The sequence below is a fragment of the Bacillus sp. Root920 genome (assembly GCF_001429445.1).
In the GTDB taxonomy this organism is placed as follows: Bacteria; Bacillota; Bacilli; order Bacillales; family Bacillaceae; genus Bacillus; species Bacillus safensis.
Genome location: NZ_LMJV01000011.1, coordinates 38,009 through 55,354 on the forward strand (window position 1 = coordinate 38,009; position 17,346 = coordinate 55,354).

Annotated in this window: 17 protein-coding genes, 6 tRNA genes and 3 pseudogenes; 21 read left to right on the top strand and 5 right to left on the bottom strand. The window is 41.4% G+C overall.

The window, feature by feature from the left end; translation table 11 throughout:
* Complete coding sequence (cmpA, locus tag ASE42_RS18965; RefSeq protein ID WP_008346893.1) at positions 1-135, bottom strand: cortex morphogenetic protein CmpA; 135 nt, start codon at positions 133-135, stop codon at positions 1-3.
* A 99-nt stretch (positions 136-234) separates the two neighbouring features.
* Here cmpA and ASE42_RS17180 point away from each other — a divergent pair, with 99 nt between their 5' ends.
* The 12 genes from ASE42_RS17180 to ASE42_RS17235 all read left to right on the top strand — a co-directional run bounded on the left by ASE42_RS17180 (position 235) and on the right by ASE42_RS17235 (position 8,303).
* Positions 235-708: a SprT family protein gene (locus tag ASE42_RS17180; RefSeq protein WP_056768360.1), complete on the top strand. Its 474-nt coding sequence runs from the start codon at positions 235-237 to the stop codon at positions 706-708.
* Positions 709-907: 199 nt separating this feature from the next.
* Complete coding sequence (locus ASE42_RS17185) at positions 908-1,885, top strand: thiamine pyrophosphate-dependent dehydrogenase E1 component subunit alpha (protein ID WP_056768361.1); 978 nt, start codon at positions 908-910, stop codon at positions 1,883-1,885.
* 19 nt (positions 1,886-1,904) lie between these two features.
* Complete coding sequence (locus ASE42_RS17190; protein WP_008346887.1) at positions 1,905-2,942, top strand: alpha-ketoacid dehydrogenase subunit beta; 1,038 nt, start codon at positions 1,905-1,907, stop codon at positions 2,940-2,942.
* Positions 2,943-2,959: 17 nt separating this feature from the next.
* Positions 2,960-4,090 (top strand): dihydrolipoamide acetyltransferase family protein, encoded by a 1,131-nt coding sequence (locus tag ASE42_RS17195; protein ID WP_056768362.1) that lies wholly within the window; start codon positions 2,960-2,962, stop codon positions 4,088-4,090.
* 18 nt (positions 4,091-4,108) lie between these two features.
* Positions 4,109-5,488, top strand: a complete 1,380-nt coding sequence (lpdA, locus tag ASE42_RS17200) for a dihydrolipoyl dehydrogenase (protein ID WP_056768423.1) — start codon at positions 4,109-4,111, stop codon at positions 5,486-5,488.
* A 103-nt stretch (positions 5,489-5,591) separates the two neighbouring features.
* On the top strand, positions 5,592-7,439 hold the full coding sequence (locus ASE42_RS17205) for a sigma-54-dependent Fis family transcriptional regulator (protein WP_056768365.1): 1,848 nt from the start codon (positions 5,592-5,594) through the stop codon (positions 7,437-7,439).
* A gap of 223 nt (positions 7,440-7,662) precedes the next feature.
* Positions 7,663-7,737, top strand: a tRNA-Asn gene (locus ASE42_RS17210).
* Positions 7,738-7,741: 4 nt separating this feature from the next.
* Positions 7,742-7,832: transfer RNA gene (locus ASE42_RS17215), tRNA-Ser, on the top strand.
* A 67-nt stretch (positions 7,833-7,899) separates the two neighbouring features.
* A tRNA-Gln gene (locus tag ASE42_RS17220) sits at positions 7,900-7,974 on the top strand.
* 31 nt (positions 7,975-8,005) lie between these two features.
* Positions 8,006-8,081 (top strand) — tRNA-Lys (locus ASE42_RS17225).
* A 7-nt stretch (positions 8,082-8,088) separates the two neighbouring features.
* Positions 8,089-8,171: transfer RNA gene (locus tag ASE42_RS17230), tRNA-Leu, on the top strand.
* 48 nt (positions 8,172-8,219) lie between these two features.
* Positions 8,220-8,303 (top strand) — tRNA-Leu (locus ASE42_RS17235).
* Between the two features lie 112 nt (positions 8,304-8,415).
* On the opposite strand, the pseudogene ASE42_RS19415 reads toward ASE42_RS17235, so the two are convergent.
* Positions 8,416-8,590 (bottom strand): annotated as a pseudogene (locus tag ASE42_RS19415) (site-specific integrase); the annotation flags it as partial.
* A gap of 120 nt (positions 8,591-8,710) precedes the next feature.
* Between ASE42_RS19415 and ASE42_RS19420 the strand changes: the two are divergent.
* From ASE42_RS19420 to ASE42_RS19295, 3 genes and pseudogenes are all read left to right on the top strand, one after another.
* A pseudogene (locus tag ASE42_RS19420) lies at positions 8,711-8,850 on the top strand (hypothetical protein); the annotation flags it as partial.
* Positions 8,851-8,999: 149 nt separating this feature from the next.
* Positions 9,000-9,545, top strand: coding sequence for an HAD-IIIA family hydrolase (locus tag ASE42_RS17240; protein ID WP_008346879.1), 546 nt, complete (start codon positions 9,000-9,002; stop codon positions 9,543-9,545).
* Positions 9,546-9,799: 254 nt separating this feature from the next.
* Positions 9,800-9,877, top strand: a pseudogene (locus ASE42_RS19295) (hypothetical protein); the annotation flags it as partial.
* Positions 9,878-10,064: 187 nt separating this feature from the next.
* On the opposite strand, the gene ASE42_RS17250 reads toward ASE42_RS19295, so the two are convergent.
* The gene (locus ASE42_RS17250; RefSeq protein WP_056768368.1) at positions 10,065-10,628 is read right to left on the bottom strand and encodes a GNAT family N-acetyltransferase; all 564 of its coding nucleotides are present in this window, start codon (positions 10,626-10,628) and stop codon (positions 10,065-10,067) included.
* A 205-nt stretch (positions 10,629-10,833) separates the two neighbouring features.
* Here ASE42_RS17250 and ASE42_RS17255 point away from each other — a divergent pair, with 205 nt between their 5' ends.
* The 3 genes from ASE42_RS17255 (at position 10,834) to ASE42_RS17265 (ending at position 12,428) form a co-directional block, all read left to right on the top strand.
* On the top strand, positions 10,834-11,346 hold the full coding sequence (locus ASE42_RS17255; RefSeq protein ID WP_056768372.1) for a GrpB family protein: 513 nt from the start codon (positions 10,834-10,836) through the stop codon (positions 11,344-11,346).
* A gap of 212 nt (positions 11,347-11,558) precedes the next feature.
* Positions 11,559-11,762 (top strand): cold shock protein CspC, encoded by a 204-nt coding sequence (gene cspC / locus ASE42_RS17260; protein ID WP_008346765.1) that lies wholly within the window; start codon positions 11,559-11,561, stop codon positions 11,760-11,762.
* A 282-nt stretch (positions 11,763-12,044) separates the two neighbouring features.
* Positions 12,045-12,428 (top strand): hypothetical protein, encoded by a 384-nt coding sequence (locus tag ASE42_RS17265; RefSeq protein WP_056768375.1) that lies wholly within the window; start codon positions 12,045-12,047, stop codon positions 12,426-12,428.
* Positions 12,429-12,548: 120 nt separating this feature from the next.
* Here the strand turns inward: ASE42_RS17265 and ASE42_RS17270 are convergent, their stop codons facing one another.
* Positions 12,549-13,598 (bottom strand): NAD(P)-dependent alcohol dehydrogenase, encoded by a 1,050-nt coding sequence (locus ASE42_RS17270; protein ID WP_056768386.1) that lies wholly within the window; start codon positions 13,596-13,598, stop codon positions 12,549-12,551.
* 195 nt (positions 13,599-13,793) lie between these two features.
* On the opposite strand from ASE42_RS17270, the gene ASE42_RS17275 reads away from it, so the two are divergent.
* A complete protein-coding gene (locus ASE42_RS17275; RefSeq protein ID WP_008346757.1) occupies positions 13,794-14,195 on the top strand; it encodes a MerR family transcriptional regulator in 402 nt (133 codons plus the stop codon).
* Positions 14,196-14,238: 43 nt separating this feature from the next.
* On the opposite strand, the gene bglS is transcribed toward ASE42_RS17275, so the two are convergent.
* Positions 14,239-14,967: a beta-glucanase gene (gene bglS, locus ASE42_RS17280; protein ID WP_025093569.1), complete on the bottom strand. Its 729-nt coding sequence runs from the start codon at positions 14,965-14,967 to the stop codon at positions 14,239-14,241.
* A 268-nt stretch (positions 14,968-15,235) separates the two neighbouring features.
* On the opposite strand from bglS, the gene ASE42_RS17285 reads away from it, so the two are divergent.
* Both ASE42_RS17285 and ASE42_RS17290 read left to right on the top strand, forming a co-directional pair.
* Positions 15,236-15,811, top strand: a complete 576-nt coding sequence (locus tag ASE42_RS17285) for a TetR/AcrR family transcriptional regulator (protein WP_206698596.1) — start codon at positions 15,236-15,238, stop codon at positions 15,809-15,811.
* Between the two features lie 79 nt (positions 15,812-15,890).
* Positions 15,891-17,330, top strand: coding sequence for a DHA2 family efflux MFS transporter permease subunit (locus ASE42_RS17290; protein WP_034622733.1), 1,440 nt, complete (start codon positions 15,891-15,893; stop codon positions 17,328-17,330).
* Positions 17,331-17,346: the final 16 nt, after the last annotated feature.

Here is a 17,346-nt window from a genome sequence, read left to right on the forward strand (position 1 = left end):
TTAGGATGGGGTGTGCCTTGATGTGACTGAATGTTTTTTTCTATAAAAGTACCAGCATTGATTCAGCAATTTGATTTGATAATGATTTTTCTCATAAAATGCCTTCTGCATCTGATTTTTCAGCCAGTTGGGCATCGCCCATTCCTCCTTTGATCGAAACAGTGGATGTACCTTCAATGTATGCATAGGGGAAATTGTCCCGTTCGAGGTTTTTATAGAAAGGAACGATCTTGATTGAACGAGAGAGAGTTACAGCAGTTAACAGAGCACATTTCCCAGCAGTTCTTTGGCAAGGCATTCCGCCATCAGGCTATTTTTAATGACCGTCTAAAAACGACAGGCGGACGATATTTACTTGGTACACACAACATCGAACTGAACCGCCGATACCTAGAGGAGCATGGACGAGAAGAATTAATCGGGATCATCAAGCATGAGCTGTGTCATTATCATCTGCACCTTGAGGGAAAGGGCTATCAGCATCGCGACCGTGATTTTAAATCCTTATTAAAACAAGTAGGAGCCCCGCGTTTTTGTACACCGCTAAAGACCGTACAAAATAAGCGCCGTGCGGAGAAACGCCATGAATATATTTGCACAGGATGCGGCCGGTCCTTTATAAGGAAAAGACGGTTTGATACCTCTCGTTATGTATGCGGCGTCTGCAAAGGGAAATTAAAGTGGCTGCGCACAACCAATTCATTGTGAAAAGCATTCCTCTATGGGGATGCTTTTTTTGTTCCAATAGATGTGTGGACATATGGAGACAAAATGAGACATGCGTCTCTTTTTGTCTCTTTTTTCATCGGTGTGATTCGGTCAAATCCTAAGTGTTCATGCGTCGTCATGTTGGCACGATTTTTGCTTGTATAGAAGTGCAAGCAAAAAAGATAGGAGGTTTTACCAAATGGAAATGGCATTGACTAAAGAAAAAGCCGTATGGATGTATCAAAAAATGCAGGAAATCCGCCAATTTGAAGACCGGGTGCACACGCTTTTTACAAAAGGAATTTTGCCGGGGTTTGTCCATCTTTATGCTGGCGAAGAAGCTGTTGCCGTAGGAGTCTGTGCTCATCTGAATGAAAAAGACAGTATTACAAGTACACACCGGGGCCACGGCCACTGTATAGCGAAGGGCTGTGATCTAAAAGGAATGATGGCAGAAATCTATGGGAAAGCAACAGGTCTCTGTAAAGGCAAAGGCGGATCCATGCACATTGCAGATTTTGATAAAGGAATGCTTGGTGCCAACGGAATTGTTGGAGGGGGCTTTCCTCTTGCGTGCGGGGCAGCCCTCACAGCTAAATATAAAAAGACAGAAAATGTAAGCGTTTGCTTTTTTGGGGATGGTGCAAACAATCAAGGGACTTTCCACGAAGGAATCAATCTCGCGGCCATCTGGAAACTGCCTGTCATTTTCATCGCAGAAAACAATGGGTACGGGGAAGCGACACCATTTTCTTATGCTTCAAGCTGCAAATCAATCGTAGATCGAGCGGCCGGTTATGACATTCCTGGGATTCAAGTAGATGGAAAAGATGTGATGGCCGTTTATCAAGCTGCAGAGCAAGCAATTGAACGAGCAAAAAATGGAGAAGGTCCGACATTAATTGAATGCATGACATATCGAAATTATGGCCATTTCGAAGGAGACGCCCAGCGTTACAAAACCAATCAAGAAAAAGCAGAACACCAAGAAGAGAGAGATGCGATCGCTCTTTTTAAAAATGAATTGTTCAAGCAGCAGCTGCTGACGAATGGGGAGCTATCAAATATTGAAGCGGCTGTAGCAGAAGCGATAGATGAAGCCGTTACATTCAGTGAAGAAAGTGAATATCCAGATCAGGCCGAATTATTGACCGACGTGTATGTTTCGTATCAATAAATCAAAGGGGGAGAGGAAAATGACAAGAGAAATCAGCATGTCTAGTGCATTAAATGAAGCGATTAAACTTGCCATGAGAAGAGACGAGGATGTCATTTTAATGGGGGAAGATGTTGCTGGAGGTGCTCATGTCGATCACTTACAGGATGATGAAGCATGGGGCGGTGTGCTTGGTGTAACGAAAGGAATCGTTCAGGAGTTTGGACGTGAGCGAGTTCTTGACACACCGATTAGTGAAGCTGGCTATGTAGGTGCGGCCATGGCAGCAGCTTCCACAGGGCTAAGACCAATTGCAGAACTCATGTTTAATGATTTTATCGGCACCTGTCTGGATCAAGTGCTGAATCAAGGAGCAAAATTCCGATATATGTTTGGCGGAAAAGCAGAGGTACCGATCACGATCAGAACGACACATGGGGCGGGTTTTAGAGCAGCTGCTCAGCATTCGCAAAGCTTGTATGCGCTATTTACAAGCATCCCAGGATTGAAAGTAGTGGTGCCTTCCTCACCATACGATGCCAAAGGATTGCTGCTGGCAGCCATCGAGGATCAGGACCCTGTCATCTTTTTTGAAGACAAAACGCTTTACAATATCACAGGAGATGTTCCAGAGCGATACTACACGCTGCCGCTTGGCAAAGCAGATGTGAAAAGAGAAGGCTCAGATGTGACCATTTTTGCAGTAGGCAAACAAGTTCATACCGCACTCGAAGCGGCAGAGCAATTAGCTGCCCAAGGAATTGAAGCAGAGGTGATTGATCCAAGAAGCTTGTCACCGCTCGATGAAGAGGCCATTCTAACTTCAGTAGAAAAAACAAATCGGCTTGTCATTGTAGATGAAGCAAACCCAAGGTGCGGAATTGCCGCAGATATTTCTTCTCTGGTGGCGGATAAAGGATTCGATTTACTTGACGCTCCAATCAAAAAAGTGACGGCTCCTCATACACCGGTTCCGTTTTCACCACCGCTTGAAGATATCTATTTGCCGACACCTGATAAGGTTGTGAACACCGTATTAGAGATGGTTGGAAAGAGTCATGACAAGATCTTGAACTAAAGAAAGGAGAGAGGGAGATGGCTGTCGAGGTTGTGATGCCGAAATTGGGCATGTCAATGAAAGAAGGAACGGTATCTGTCTGGAATAAAGAGGTCGGAGAAACCGTAAATAAAGGGGAAAGCATTGCAAGCATCAACTCTGAAAAAATTGAAATGGAGATCGAATCACCTGCAGAAGGAACCATATTGGATATAAAAGTGCCTGAGGGAGAAGGTGTACCGCCTGGCACGGTCATCTGCTATATCGGTGAAGGAAATGAACAGGTCGAGGAAAAGAAAGAAAAAGACCTGCCGCCAAAACAAAAGAAAGAGAGAAAGAAAATCTCCCCTGTGGCACGTAAGATTGCTCAAAGCGCTAATCTGGACATTCATACTTTAGTGGGAACAGGACCAGATGGGAGAATCACGAAAGCGGATGTGCTTCGGGCACTTCCTGATGAAAAAGAAAACCAACAAAATGAACCAAAGCATCAGCCAGTCAGTATGATGCGGAAAACCATTGCTTCGCGAATGATGGAAAGCCTGCAAACAAGCGCACAATTAACAATAACGATGAAAGCGGATGTGACAAAGCTGACAGCATTACAGTCTGAGTTGAACGAAACAGCCGCAGCACGACACGATATAAAATTAACTATGACCGATTTTGTAGCCAAAGCAGTGGTTCTTTCCCTGCTAGAGCATCCTGCAATGAACAGTCAATATCAGAATGATAGAGTCGAAACTTTTGAGTATGTTCATCTTGGAATCGCTGCTGCTTTAGATCACGGTCTGGCAGTGCCTGTTATTCAGCACGCGGAAAAACTTTCACTTATTGAGCTGGCGAAGAGCATCAAATCGTATGGCAAAAAAGCACGTGAAGGCAGACTTCTCCACGATGAAATTGAAGGCTCTACCTTTACAATCACTAACCTAGGCGCCTATGGTGTGGAACATTTTACACCGATTTTGAATCCGCCGGAAGCAGGTATTCTTGGCGTTGGCAAAGCGGATCACATGCCTGTATATCATGGGAATGAATTATGTAAAGGGACGATCCTGCCACTCAGTCTGACATTTGACCATCGCGTGCTGGACGGGGCTCCGGCATCACAATTTTTATCAACTGTTAAAGCGTATTTAGAAAATCCAATATCCATTCTTTTATAGGAAGAAGGTGAAATGACCATGACGCTAGTCATTATAGGAGGCGGGCCAGCAGGATATGTGGCGGCAATAACAGCCGCCCGTTTTGACAGAGAGGTTGTACTAATCGACCAAGGCCTGTTAGGAGGTACCTGCCTGAATGAAGGCTGTATTCCAACGAAAGCACTTTTGCAAAGCGCTGATATGTACGAGCATGTGAAATCAGCTGGACATTTTGGAATTGAGCTTCCAGGGAAGGAGCCTGTCATTCATTGGGATGCCGTTCAAAGGCGGAAGCGGTCAGTCGTCAAGCAGCTGACTGATGGCGTTCGTTATTTGATGAATAAAAACAAAATCAGCGTGTTAAATGGGAAGGCATCATTTCTTTCAGCACATGAGCTATTGATAGAAAGTGAAGGGAAATCTGACATCATTCAGGCAAAACAAATCATTATTGCTTCAGGATCAGAACCTGCTGCTTTACCTTTCGCCCCATTTGACAGAGAGTGGATCATTGATAGTAAGGATGCGATGACGCTCCCTTCAATACCAGATTCGCTTTGTATCATTGGTGGAGGGGTGATCGGCTGTGAGTTTGCAAGCATCTTTAGCAGAATGGGGTCAAAGGTTGTCATGGTGGAACAGGCAGCACACATTTTACCTGAAGAAGATCACGATACGGCTAAATGTCTTCACGATCAGCTTCAAAAAGCAGGTGTGGAGATTTTGACATCAACCGCAGTCAAACAGCTTGATGCAATTTCAAAAAAAGTGGTCATTGAGAAGGATCATGGGGAGCGCTGTGATATCCAGTCTGATCATTGTTTAGTCGCCATTGGCAGAAAGCCGAGGCTGGGAGAGCTGAATCTTGAGCAGATCGGCATTGAATTTGACAGGAACGGCATCTGCGTGAATGAGCATATGCAAACCAATCTCCCGCATATCTATGCGTGCGGTGATGTGACAGGCGGCGTTCAGCTTGCTCATGCTGCTTTTCATGAAGGAACGATTGCGGCATCACATGCATCAGGTGAAGATGTAAAGGTCAATGAACACGTGATTCCAAGGTGCATCTACACGTCTCCAGAAATCGCTAGTGTCGGTTTAAATGAAGAGAGTGCTAGAAAACAATATGGGGAGATTCGAATAGGGAAATTCGCATTTTCTGCAAATGGAAAAGCATTAATTTTAAATCAGCCAGCTGGTCAAGTAAAGGTTATTGTCGAACCGCAATATCAAGAAATTTTAGGTGTATCCATCATCGGGCCGAATGCAACAGAACTGATTGGACAAGCGGCGGTGATGATGCATACAGAGCTGACAGCTGATACATTAGAGCAGTTTATTGCGGCACATCCGACACTCTCTGAGGCGGTACACGAAGCCTTGCTGCAAACAAATGGACGAGCGGTGCACTGCTGATAGAGAAACTTTCTATCCGAATGACTTCCTGGGTCAGCCAATAATTGAAAGCGCTTTTATAATTATCTATAATGGATAAAAAGCCCCCAGAGGAGAGGATGGAATGAATCCGACGCCTTGTTATTTAAATACTTGGAAACGTTTTGTTCATGAAGGTTTGCTTGATAGGTCTCGTCTGGATAAGAGAGTGATGGAGTCATGGCACAGATGTAAACAGGCAAATGTGAACCCGTATTTAGATAAAGGACAGTCGTTGTTAGAAAAGGAGTTATTCAGTGTTCAAAAAAAGAAGTACTCACTCTTTCTAAATGCAGCTCTTCCTTACTTAAATAAAATCAGTCAGCAATTAAAAGAATCGGACATGATGGCATTACTTATCGATGCAGATGGTTATGTGCTAAGTCTGACAGGAAGTCAAAGGACGCTGGTCGAAGCGAAAAAAATAAATTTTATGGAGGGCGCGCGCTGGACCGAAGCCGATGTGGGAACGAACGCTATTGGAACGGCACTGGTCATTGGGGAAGCCGTAGCCATCAACGGAACTGAGCATTTTTCAGTCGCTTCCCACCATTGGAGTTGTTCAGCGGCCCCTATTCGTGATGCAGACGGCACGATCATAGGAGTCATTGATATCTCCTGTATGGCGGATCAAAGGCATCCTTTTATGCTTGGGATGGCTTCAACAGTTGCATATGCCATCGAGAGAGAAATTCAGGTCCAGCAAAAAAGGAAAGAGATGGAGCTGATCAGTCATTGTCTCCAGCAGGTAGAAGCGGACGAGCCGTATGTTGTCTGTAATGAGAAAAAGCAGATTGTTTTGGCAAGTAAGCCGATTAGAGACCGATTTTCAGACTGGTACGGAATGGATGTTGAGCTGCTCATGGACGATACATTTGTTACACGGGACAAGCAGATCATTCAGTCAGAACAAGACGGAAAGCTGCTTGGGATGTCTTTTTCTCTTGAAGAAGCAGCGAAGAGCAATATAACTGTTTCTTTTGCTCAATTTCCCGGGGAATCTGGAACAAGTACGGCCTTTCAGAAGACGCTCAGCGAATTGAAACGAGCGGCACAAACAGATGCAAATGTCTATATTTGGGGAGAAACAGGTACAGGGAAAGAACTGGCCGCTCGAGCGATTCACTTAGCTAGTGAAAGACATAAAGGACCGTTTATTGCCGTGAATTGCGGAGCCATACCTGAAAGCCTGTTAGAAAGCGAACTATTTGGTTATGCTGAAGGGGCTTTTACAGGGGCAAAACGTCATGGAGCAAAGGGGAAATTTGAACAGGCGCAAAAAGGAACGCTCTTTTTAGACGAAATTGGCGAAATCCCTTATGCGATGCAAGTGGCGCTTCTTAGGGTCATTGAAGAAAGGAAAGTCGTACCGCTCGGAGGGACACACGAAATCCCTTTGGATATTAGAATCATTACAGCGACACACCGAAATATGAACGAACTGTTGAAGGAAGGTAAAATACGAGAAGATTTGTATTACCGACTTCATGTCTACCCAATCAACATCCCGCCGCTTAGAGAAAGAAAAGAAGACATTGTTGATTTATATCGTTATTACCAAAAGAAACACCAATGGAATGCGACATTTCCTGAATCTTTTTTTCGTAAGCTAGAAGCGTATCATTGGCCTGGAAACATACGAGAGCTTTTTAATCTGTTTGAACATATAAGGGTAATGTTTCCTAAAGGAGGATGGATTGGTGAATCGCAATATGCGGAGGTATTAGAGACGATGGATCAGAAAAAGCAGAAGCTGCATTTACCAGAGTATACCGAGAATCCAAAAGAACTCACGCTAAGGGAACGCATTCAAAAGCAAACAGTGATAGACGCACTGCACAAAACGAAAGGTCATGTGACAGAAGCAGCGAGGTCAGCAGGGGTGCCAAGAAGCACCTTTTATAAGTGGATGCGAAAGTATAAGCTGTCATGAACCTATAGGGAGCGCAGCAGCAAGGAGACCTTGGTCTTTCAGTTAGAGGTCGGGGTCTTTCTGTCATGTCTAAACAGAAAACAAAAAGGAAGGAAGAAAGGCTTGACTGTTATATTAGTATATGTTAAATTATAAAAGCCGTCGCTAATGAGACAGGAATGAAACACTTAAAAATTCTTGACACATTTTTCTGGCATAGATATAATGAAACATGTCTTATTATTCCGCAGTAGCTCAGTGGTAGAGCTATCGGCTGTTAACCGATCGGTCGTAGGTTCGAGTCCTACCTGCGGAGCCATAATGGAGAAGTACTCAAGTGGCTGAAGAGGCGCCCCTGCTAAGGGTGTAGGTCGCGTAAGCGGCGCGAGGGTTCAAATCCCTCCTTCTCCGCCATTATCCCTTTCACGGCGGTAACACGGGTTCGAATCCCGTACGGGTCATGTTTTGTTTTTTGATTCGTTGGGCTATAGCCAAGCGGTAAGGCAACGGACTTTGACTCCGTCATGCGTTGGTTCGAATCCAGCTAGCCCAGCCATTTTTTATATATGTTTTTCTGCATAGCAGATGAGCCATTAGCTCAGTTGGTAGAGCATCTGACTTTTAATCAGAGGGTCGAAGGTTCGAGTCCTTCATGGCTCACCATTGTCACGCGGGTGTGGCGGAATTGGCAGACGCGCTAGACTTAGGATCTAGTGTCTTTATGACGTGGGGGTTCAAGTCCCTTCACCCGCATTGTTTTTTCAAACAGTGCACTTATGAATATATGAGCACATCATACACGCGGTCGTGGCGGAATGGCAGACGCGCTAGGTTGAGGGCCTAGTGGGTGAATAACCCGTGGAGGTTCAAGTCCTCTCGGCCGCATCTAAAAAACCAAAGGTGGTAGACCTTTGGTTTTTTTATTTTTTATAACTTCTAAATGAATCTGTCCACTGATTTTAAGTAAGTGGGCTTTTTTTGTTTGAGGTTGATATTTTTATATAATGTCATCCAATTTTTCTTCAGCCATAGCCTTTTGTTTGTTAGGAAATAAGTGAACATATACGTCTATTGTTGTCCGAATAGAGGCATGTCCTCTTTCTTTGATTGTATAATATTCTTCTTCTTGAAATTAATAAAGCAACATGAGAGAGCCTAAGATCATGCAGCCTAGCCTTATTTTCTTTGTTTTGGGCTCTATTAGTACATGATGTTCTCCATTAATAAATGTTGAGGCTTTGTTGACATCAATTTCTTTCTTATATCTATCGTGGTCTATTTTGTCACAAGAGTTTGCTGAATATCGTTACACATTTTACAAGACAAGTTATTTGCTGGATGGTCTAATGACGAGCTTAAAAATTTATATTGAGAAGCAAAAGATAAAAGGGTGTTACTTCGTGTAGCGTCCTTTTTATCTTGGAAAGAATGAAACAAATTGAAAAGAAGAAGAGTGGAAAAGATTTTAATTGTATTAGGGGACTTTGATAATAAATATTTATGATAAACTGATGTCATCAAAATTTTCTAATTGAAATGAATCTTAACGTAGGAGCAGTTGCTAGATAATGGAGGTATAACATGAAACAGATAGAAGCAATTTTTTTAGATAGAGATGGAACAATTGGTGGTGATGATACTATTCATTATCCCGGAAAATTTGAACTCTTTCCTTATACAGCAATTCAAATCAATAAACTAAAAAAAGATAATGTGAAAATATTCTCTTTTACAAATCAACCTGGTATATCAAGTGGATTTGCTAAAGTAGAAGATTTTAAAGAGGAATTGAAAGGTTTTGGTTTTGATGAAGTATATATATGTCCACACGGTCATAATGATGGATGCTCTTGTAGGAAGCCTGGCATAGGAATGTTAATGGAAGCTCAACAAAAACACGATTTAACTCTCGAAAATTGCGTCGTAATTGGGGACCGTTGGAGTGATATTGTTGCAGCTGATAAAGTAGGAAGTATTAAAATTTTGGTTAGAACTGGGGCTGGTGAATATTCACTTCGTGAACACTTTGATAAATTAAGTGGGATTAAAATAGATTATATAGCCAATGACCTTAATGATGCTATAAACTGGTTGTATAAAAATTCTTGTTTAAATAATCAAGTGTAATATTACCCTGCTAATGAGAGCTGTCAATACAAACAAGGTGTTTCAACATGTAGCATCTTTTTTTGAAATAAAAAGGTTACGAGTCCTTTCATAAACAGAGTGTTGAGGTCGTTGGAATTAAGGTAAACCAGTAGAAGTGATGGTGACGGAATTAAAACAGACCGAACTATGAAAAATGACAAGAAACATGAAAGCTAACCAGGGGGAAATTGCTTAGAAATCTATGAATGGAGAGTGAATCGAATTGCTCCATAAAAGAAAAACAAAAAGCACCTCGTGACCGGTCGAAGCTGATTGCAGTTACATTGTGGTCTTGTGTTGGGAGCCTGCTGCTGAAAACTTTCTGTCAGAGTTTATTAATGAAAACACCAGATTATGAAGAAGTAAAGGCAATAAGGACAAAGTTAGAGGAGTAGACCCACTTATCAAGGCCAAAATTAAAAAACATAGCATATAATTAATATGCTATGTTTTTTCTTGTTACACTAATGCACCCATTACTTTAATTGCTACATAAGGTTATCTTATGATGGAATAAAAACAAGTGTCAGTCAGCTTGTTGCCATCTGCGGATAAATCATCATTTCTTAAAGTGCCTTCAAATACAAAGCCAAGTTTTTCTGGGATAGCCCGACTTTTAAGGTTTGTAGATTCACACCTTATTTCAATTCTTCTAAATTTGATATTGTTTAATCCGAAGTCAGCTAATTTCTCCACTGCTTCTGTCATATATCCATTCCCACTAAATTTAGTATTTACCCAATACCCAATCTCACATTTAGGAATGGTCCAGTCAATCCTCTGAAGACTAGTTACCCCAATGAAGTGATTGCTGTTTTTATCAAAAATAAGAAAACGGAAACTTTCTCTCTTTAAAAAATTGATATGAGCATTTTTTAAATTGATCTCTGTTTCTTCAACAGTAGGAAGTTCTTGAGCAAATGGCAACCACGCTTTTAATTCAGAAAAGGAATCCTTTATTGCTTGGTTTACAATTTTCCCGTCTCCTGTTTGGTGTGGTGCTCGAAGAATAAGTCTTTCTGTTTCTAATTGTAAAGGAATATCTAACAGCAAAGGATTCATTTGGCTTCTCCTCTCGGAATTTTATATTTTAGAGTATGTGGTTCAAACTGTACGTTGTTAATTTATTGTAGCAGATACCTGATCAATTCTTTAGAATATGAAAGAGCATCTTAAGTAAGTGGACTTTTTGTTTGAGTTTTGTTCTCTAGTTATTTGTATTAAAATTTCCAACTGAACAACAAAATCATAAAGTGGGGTTGAGTAAATGCTTGGATTACCAAGAGGGGAAGTTTTTTTAGTACCTTGGTCTGCTGAATGGGTCAAAGAATTTGATATGGAAAAGAAACGAATAATAGAAGTTATCGGTCAGTACATAGTGAATGTCCACCATATAGGAAGTACAGCAGTAAATGGTTTGAGTGCGAAACCCATTATTGATATTGCGATCGAAATCAATCATTTTCTTGACGGAGAACAGTGCGTAACAGCTTTGCAAGGGCTGGGTTATTCTTATAGAGGGATCAATGTGTTACCTGAAAGACACTATTTCAGTAAAGGAAAACCACGTACACATCAAATCCATATGTATCAAACAGGCAATAGATATCTACTCGAACAAATAAATTTTAGGGATTACCTGAGAAGTAACGAACTAGCAAGAAGTGAGTACCAACAGCTTAAACTTAACCTAGCAAATGTAAATAAAAATGACAAACACAAATATGCAGAGGGAAAAACAGAATTTGTTAAGTCGATTTTAGATAAAGATTCTCTTTAGGTGCTTTTTATGCATAAGAAAAATCGCTGCAAAGAAGAGTTTCTTCTTTTTAATCAAGAAATTGCAATTATTACCGATTCATGCTATAATGAAAAGTAATTATTTTTGTTCGGCGTAAAGGATAGTATGAAGATTGACTTTTCGTCTTGAGGGTACTTTGGGCAAGGATAGTATAATACATTGTGTGGTAAACGCACGAGGAGGCAACAATCATGGAACAAGGTACAGTAAAATGGTTTAACGCAGAAAAAGGTTTTGGATTTATCGAACGTGAAGAAGGCGACGATGTATTCGTACATTTCTCAGCTATCCAAGGCGACGGATTCAAATCTTTAGACGAAGGTCAAAAAGTATCATTTGACGTAGAGCAAGGTTCTCGTGGAGCTCAAGCTGCTAACGTTCAAAAAATTGCTTAATCTTCATTCTTAAAACAGGTTCTCTACGGAGAGCCTGTTTTTTTTTGCATGAAAAAACCCTACTCAACGTACAAGTAGGGAGATGGTACAAGGTATTCGTAAAAATTTCATGCTTCAAAGGTTAGTTAAGTATAACATACTGGATTGACAATATGCGGAATTTCCATAAATTATTTTATTTTCTTCTTAACAGAATCTTGGACGAAAAAAATAGCCTTTGAATATTTAGTTTATTTTGGTATATTTTATAATAAAATGTAAGGTCAAATAAGGAGATATCAAATGCTAAAACGATTCTTATTTATTTTTTCAACGCTCCTCATGGCGATTGCAGTATTGTTTATCGCCGCAAAGGATTCACCGGGTAGGAACACGATTTCGTTAGAGGACCCATTACCATTTATGCTGTCAGTAGGGATGGTGATTTTCTTATTTATTCCTCCTTTGGTGATGTCGTTTTTTGATCATATTGTGGTTAGGGTAATATCTGGAATCTATCAATGTTTTATTGTGTTCTCATTCCTTGTCTTAATCCCTATAGGCTTTTTTATTCCGAACGGGGGAATGACTATTTTGATTTCAATTTTAGGTTTTTTGGTTAGCTTGTCCAGTATGGTTGTTACATTTATGCGAGGTCATCATAAAGAAAAAGAAGTTAGCATATAGCGATCCATGAAAAAGCCACGACTCAATAGAGAAGTGGCTTTTTTACGTTTGATCAAAAATCATAGAATTCTCTTCGGTCAGTCATAATGTAATAAAATACTGCCATTTCAAAGAATCCAATCACAACGTCGAAATATCAATCACAAACCGGTAACGAACATCACTTTTCAGCACCCGCTCATACGCTTCATCAACTTGATTAGCATGGATGACTTCAATTTGTGGTGCGATGTGGTGAGCAGCTGCGAAATCGAGCATTTCTTGTGTTTCTTGGATGCCGCCAACGAGTGAACCAGCAATGCTGCGGCGGCCGGAAATTAATGAAAAGACGTGGAATTGATCCGGCTTAGGCGGTGCACCGACGTTCACCAAGGTTCCATCTACACGGAGTAAGGACAAATAGGCATCCACATTAATGTTGGCAGAGACCGTATTGAGAATAAGGTCGTACTGACCGGCTAGTGTCTGAAACGTATCAGGATCACTTGTAGCAAAGTAGTCTTTTGCGCCAAATGACAGTGCTTCTTCTTTTTTATTCAAAGAGCGGCTCAACACCGTCACTTCAGCACCTAGAGCGCTCGCGAATTGAATGGCGACATGACCGAGTCCGCCCATTCCGACGATAGCAACCTTTTTGCCAGGACCTGCCTTCCAGTGCTTTAATGGTGAATAAGTTGTAATGCCAGCACAGAGAAGAGGGCTTGCGGCATCAAGAGGCAGTTGATCAGGAATGCTGACGACAAATCGTTCAGTCACGACAATTTTTTGACTGTAGCCGCCATAAGTCGGCTCCCCGTCATAGTCACGGCTGTTATACGTTTGGACGACTCCTTTTGTGCAGTACTGCTCGTCTCCATTTTGACAATATTCACAGGTGCCGCAGGAATCCACAAAGCAGCCAACGCCTACACGGTCTCCGATCTGAAACTTCGTCACATCATCCCCTACAGCTGCAACGACCCCAGTAATCTCATGACCAGGAACCATCGGGAAAATGCCCCCGCCCCATTCATCAAAAGCGCTGTGGATATCTGAATGACAGATCCCGCTAAATTGAATATCAATTAAAATATCATGTGGACGAAGCGCTCTTCGTTCAATGGTCGTCCGTTCAAAATTTGCTTTTGCGTGTGAAACACTTAAAACATTTGATTGGTGCGTCTGACACATTCTTGATCATCCTTTCAAAAATAAGATTCGATTCTTTCTTCTATACTGTACGTCTTAAAGTGAACTCTAAGTCAATAGAAAAACCTCTTCAGGCTTTTAATAAAAGAATTGAGCCAAAAGCATCTTGCTTTCTTTTTCAAAATGGAGATGATGAGGAAAGGGAGATCGGAAGGTAAGAGAAAGAAGGAGAGTACAATGAAAATAGCACAAGCAGCAAAACAGCTCGATTTATCCACTGCAACACTTAGATATTACGAAAATATTGGTTTGATTAGGGAAATCAAACGTGACGATCATGGGATTCGTGATTATACAGAGGATGATCTTCAATGGATTGAATTTATCAAGTGTATGAGAAATGCAGGGCTCTCGATTGATGCGCTTAGAGAATATACAGCCTTATTTTTTGAGGATGATGATCATACGTTATCTTCGCGAAAAAACATTTTGGTCAATGAACGAGAAAGACTCGTCCAAAAACAAAAGGAAATCGAAGAGACCATTAAACGGTTGGATTTCAAAATAGAAAGTTATGAAGATATTATCCACAATCATGAGAAAAAACTCGCTCATCAGCTGAAAACTCATTCTAATTAAACGAAGAAAAACCTGTGACTTGTCACAGGTTTTTTTGATAGAGTTATCTTTTTGTGTAACGCACCCAGTTATAATGCGCATGGAGTGGTGTAACACCGTTGTAGGAGCCGAGCCATTCATCGACACCTGCACCATTCCACAGGTTCATCATAATTTTCCCTGGTGTTTGAGGAATTTGTGTGGTGGCGGTATGCTTTAATTGCCCATCGACATACCATTTGATGGAGTTTGGCTGCCAGTCAAATGCATACGTGTGATAAGAGTTCGCTGCATCGAAACCAAGGTTGACGATCTTTTCATGATTTCCTACACCATTGGTATAGTAGTTAAACTGTACCTTTGTCGTGTCTTTTCCTAGAAATTCAATGTCAATCTCATCCCAAGGCGTGCCATCAGTCGGTCCCGTATAAGTGAAGAAAGAAGAGACGATCCCCACATTTTTGGCTGGCTTCATGTTGACTTCATATAGCCCATAGCCGTACGTTTGAACGGAGCGGTTTTCTCCGCAGTCAAACTTGTTATAGGCGGGACTTGTAAGCGATAAACGCATTTCACCTGATGATGTCATCGACACGTTATTTGCACGCCACGTACAGTTAAACATGTTTCCATTCGAGTATCCATCGGCTTTTTGCCATAACCCCGTATTATAGTTATTAAAAGGTTCATAAAACGATCCACCCGTTTGTGCCGAGGCACCCGCTGTAAATGTGGACAAACTCAAGACTAATCCAGTGACAAGCAGCATTAACATTCGTTTCATACGGTACATATTCGCATTCTCCTCTCCTTTTATGGAAGCGCTTTCTTTATTGATCATACATGATTCTTTCAAAAGGGAAAATCGGTCTAAATAATGATAAACAGTGTGCATTATTTAATAGAATTGAAAGAAGGATCATAAGTAAAAAATAATGATTGACATTGCGGACAGTTGTCCGTAAGATAATATCGGGATAATTGTCCTAAGAAAAACCTAAAGTGTTTTGATTTAACACATAGAGATACGTGCAATGTGGATGAAGGTAAAGAAGGTGAGCATGGTGGAAAAGGATATTGGGGAGGAAATTGAAGAGATCGCATTCTCCTTGTTTCAAGAATTTGGTGTAGAAAATGTCAGCATGCATAAAATTGCGAAAACAGCTGGTGTTGGGCAGGGCACTTTATACCGCCGCTACGCCAATAAAAGTGATTTGTGCCTTTCTATCCTTGGGGAGAGATTTGAACAGCTGATCCCAGCTTTGCATCTTTACTTGAGCAAAATAAGTGATCAGCCGGTTCGTGAACGTTTGCGCTACGTTCTCGAAGAAATTCATCTGATCGTCGGTCACCATTTAGACTGGATTCGGATGCTCACAATCTCTGGGAATTTAGAGCAGACAAGTAAAGTGTATGAGAGTCATTACAGTCAATCACTTAGACAAATCATTCGTGATTTGCTTGAGGAAGCGAGAGAAAAGGGAGAAGCAAACATACAGGATATAGAACTGACAACGTTATGTATGTCCTCTCCAATGACGCCTGAGCTCATGTTTTATATACATGAATCTGGCTATTCAATCGAAAAAATTGCTCAATTTGCTGCAGAAAAACAGATTTTATCCGTCTTTCAATAGACATGAAAGTGGCTCATTTCTGACCACCCTGACTTCCTAAGGTTCATCTAAATTGAAAAAGAAAAGGAGCCAACTTAATATGAACAAACAGAAAGCAGCAGCTTCTGAAATTCGAACGCTGCCCATTATTATTTCTTTTATCACGGCTGGATTTATTGGCCTGTTCAGTGAAACGGCATTAAACATGGCGCTGAGAAGTTTAACGTTAGACTTTGGAATTGAAGCGACGACTGCTCAGTGGCTGACAACAGGATATTTATTAACACTTGGTATTCTCGTACCGATTTCAGGACTCATTCTTCAATGGTTTACGACAAGACAGCTTTTCATTACATCGCTCGTCTTTTCAATTATCGGAACATTTATTGCGGCGGTTGCGCCGGTCTTTAGTATATTAATGGTAGCACGTGTCGTGCAGGCAGTCGGCACAGCATTGCTTCTGCCATTGATGTTTAATACGATTTTGGTCATCATCCCGCCTCATAAACGAGGCAGATCAATGGGGATTATTGGTCTTGTGATCATGTTTGCACCAGCTGTCGGCCCGACCGTCTCTGGTCTTATTCTGAAATCGCTGACGTGGCATTGGATTTTCTGGATTTCACTTCCTTTATTAATTGCTGCACTCGTATTTGGTTATATCTTTATGCAAAATATTACAGAACCAACAAGACCGAAAATCGACATCTTATCAATTGTGCTTTCAACCATTGGTTTCGGCGGAATTGTGTATGGCTTTAGCAGTGCTGGAGAAGGTGGCGGCTGGAGCAGTATGCATGTCATCGTTGCAATTGTAGTTGGTGTCATAGGGATTCTCGTGTTCTCCTTAAGACAGTTGAACATGAAAGAACCAATGCTGAACTTAAGCCCGTTTAAATATCCGATGTTTGTCATTGGGTTACTTTTGATTTTAGTATGTATGATGGTGATGCTGTCTGCTATGATGATTTTGCCATTGTATCTGCAAACGTCCTTGGCGCTTTCTACATTTACAGCAGGTTTAATGCTATTGCCAGGTGGAATTATCAACGGACTGTTATCTCCAATCATGGGTGGTCTATTTGATAAATTTGGTCCAAAATGGCTTGTCATTCCAGGTCTTGTCATTGTCGCAGCGACGATGTTTGGCTTTACGAATCTAAGTGTGAATACGTCGATTGGATTCATTGTAACCCTTCATATTACATTAATGATCGGAATCGCGATGATCATGATGCCTGCTCAAACAAATGGATTGAATCAGCTGCCGCCAGAGCTATATCCGCATGGTACAGCGATTATGAATACATTGCAGCAGGTGGCAGGAGCCATTGGTACTGCGATCGGTATCTCGATCCTTTCATCAGGAGCCCGCAGCTTTATGGAAAATGTGTCTGATCCCGCAAATCCGATGAATCAGCTGCTCGCCTTTACAAATGGCGTCCAGCATGCATTTATCTTTGCAGTGATCATGACGATCATCGGTTTGATTATTGCCTTCTTCATTAAACGAGTGAAGGTAGAACAACAAGTATCATAAGAGAAATGAAAAGCAC

Coding starts and splice junctions, on each gene's coding strand:
- ASE42_RS17205 (WP_056768365.1), top strand. CDS start 5,592: ATGAATCCGACGCCTTGTTATTTAAATACTTGGAAACGTTTTGTTCAT.
- ASE42_RS17240 (WP_008346879.1), top strand. CDS start 9,000: ATGAAACAGATAGAAGCAATTTTTTTAGATAGAGATGGAACAATTGGT.
- bglS (WP_025093569.1), bottom strand. CDS start 14,967: ATGTACCGTATGAAACGAATGTTAATGCTGCTTGTCACTGGATTAGTC.
- ASE42_RS17250 (WP_056768368.1), bottom strand. CDS start 10,628: ATGAATCCTTTGCTGTTAGATATTCCTTTACAATTAGAAACAGAAAGA.
- ASE42_RS17290 (WP_034622733.1), top strand. CDS start 15,891: ATGAACAAACAGAAAGCAGCAGCTTCTGAAATTCGAACGCTGCCCATT.
- ASE42_RS17265 (WP_056768375.1), top strand. CDS start 12,045: ATGCTAAAACGATTCTTATTTATTTTTTCAACGCTCCTCATGGCGATT.
- ASE42_RS17195 (WP_056768362.1), top strand. CDS start 2,960: ATGGCTGTCGAGGTTGTGATGCCGAAATTGGGCATGTCAATGAAAGAA.
- ASE42_RS17255 (WP_056768372.1), top strand. CDS start 10,834: ATGCTTGGATTACCAAGAGGGGAAGTTTTTTTAGTACCTTGGTCTGCT.
- ASE42_RS17285 (WP_206698596.1), top strand. CDS start 15,236: ATGGTGGAAAAGGATATTGGGGAGGAAATTGAAGAGATCGCATTCTCC.
- lpdA (WP_056768423.1), top strand. CDS start 4,109: ATGACGCTAGTCATTATAGGAGGCGGGCCAGCAGGATATGTGGCGGCA.
- ASE42_RS17185 (WP_056768361.1), top strand. CDS start 908: ATGGAAATGGCATTGACTAAAGAAAAAGCCGTATGGATGTATCAAAAA.
- cmpA (WP_008346893.1), bottom strand. CDS start 135: ATGCCCAACTGGCTGAAAAATCAGATGCAGAAGGCATTTTATGAGAAA.
- ASE42_RS17190 (WP_008346887.1), top strand. CDS start 1,905: ATGACAAGAGAAATCAGCATGTCTAGTGCATTAAATGAAGCGATTAAA.
- ASE42_RS17270 (WP_056768386.1), bottom strand. CDS start 13,598: ATGTGTCAGACGCACCAATCAAATGTTTTAAGTGTTTCACACGCAAAA.
- cspC (WP_008346765.1), top strand. CDS start 11,559: ATGGAACAAGGTACAGTAAAATGGTTTAACGCAGAAAAAGGTTTTGGA.
- ASE42_RS17275 (WP_008346757.1), top strand. CDS start 13,794: ATGAAAATAGCACAAGCAGCAAAACAGCTCGATTTATCCACTGCAACA.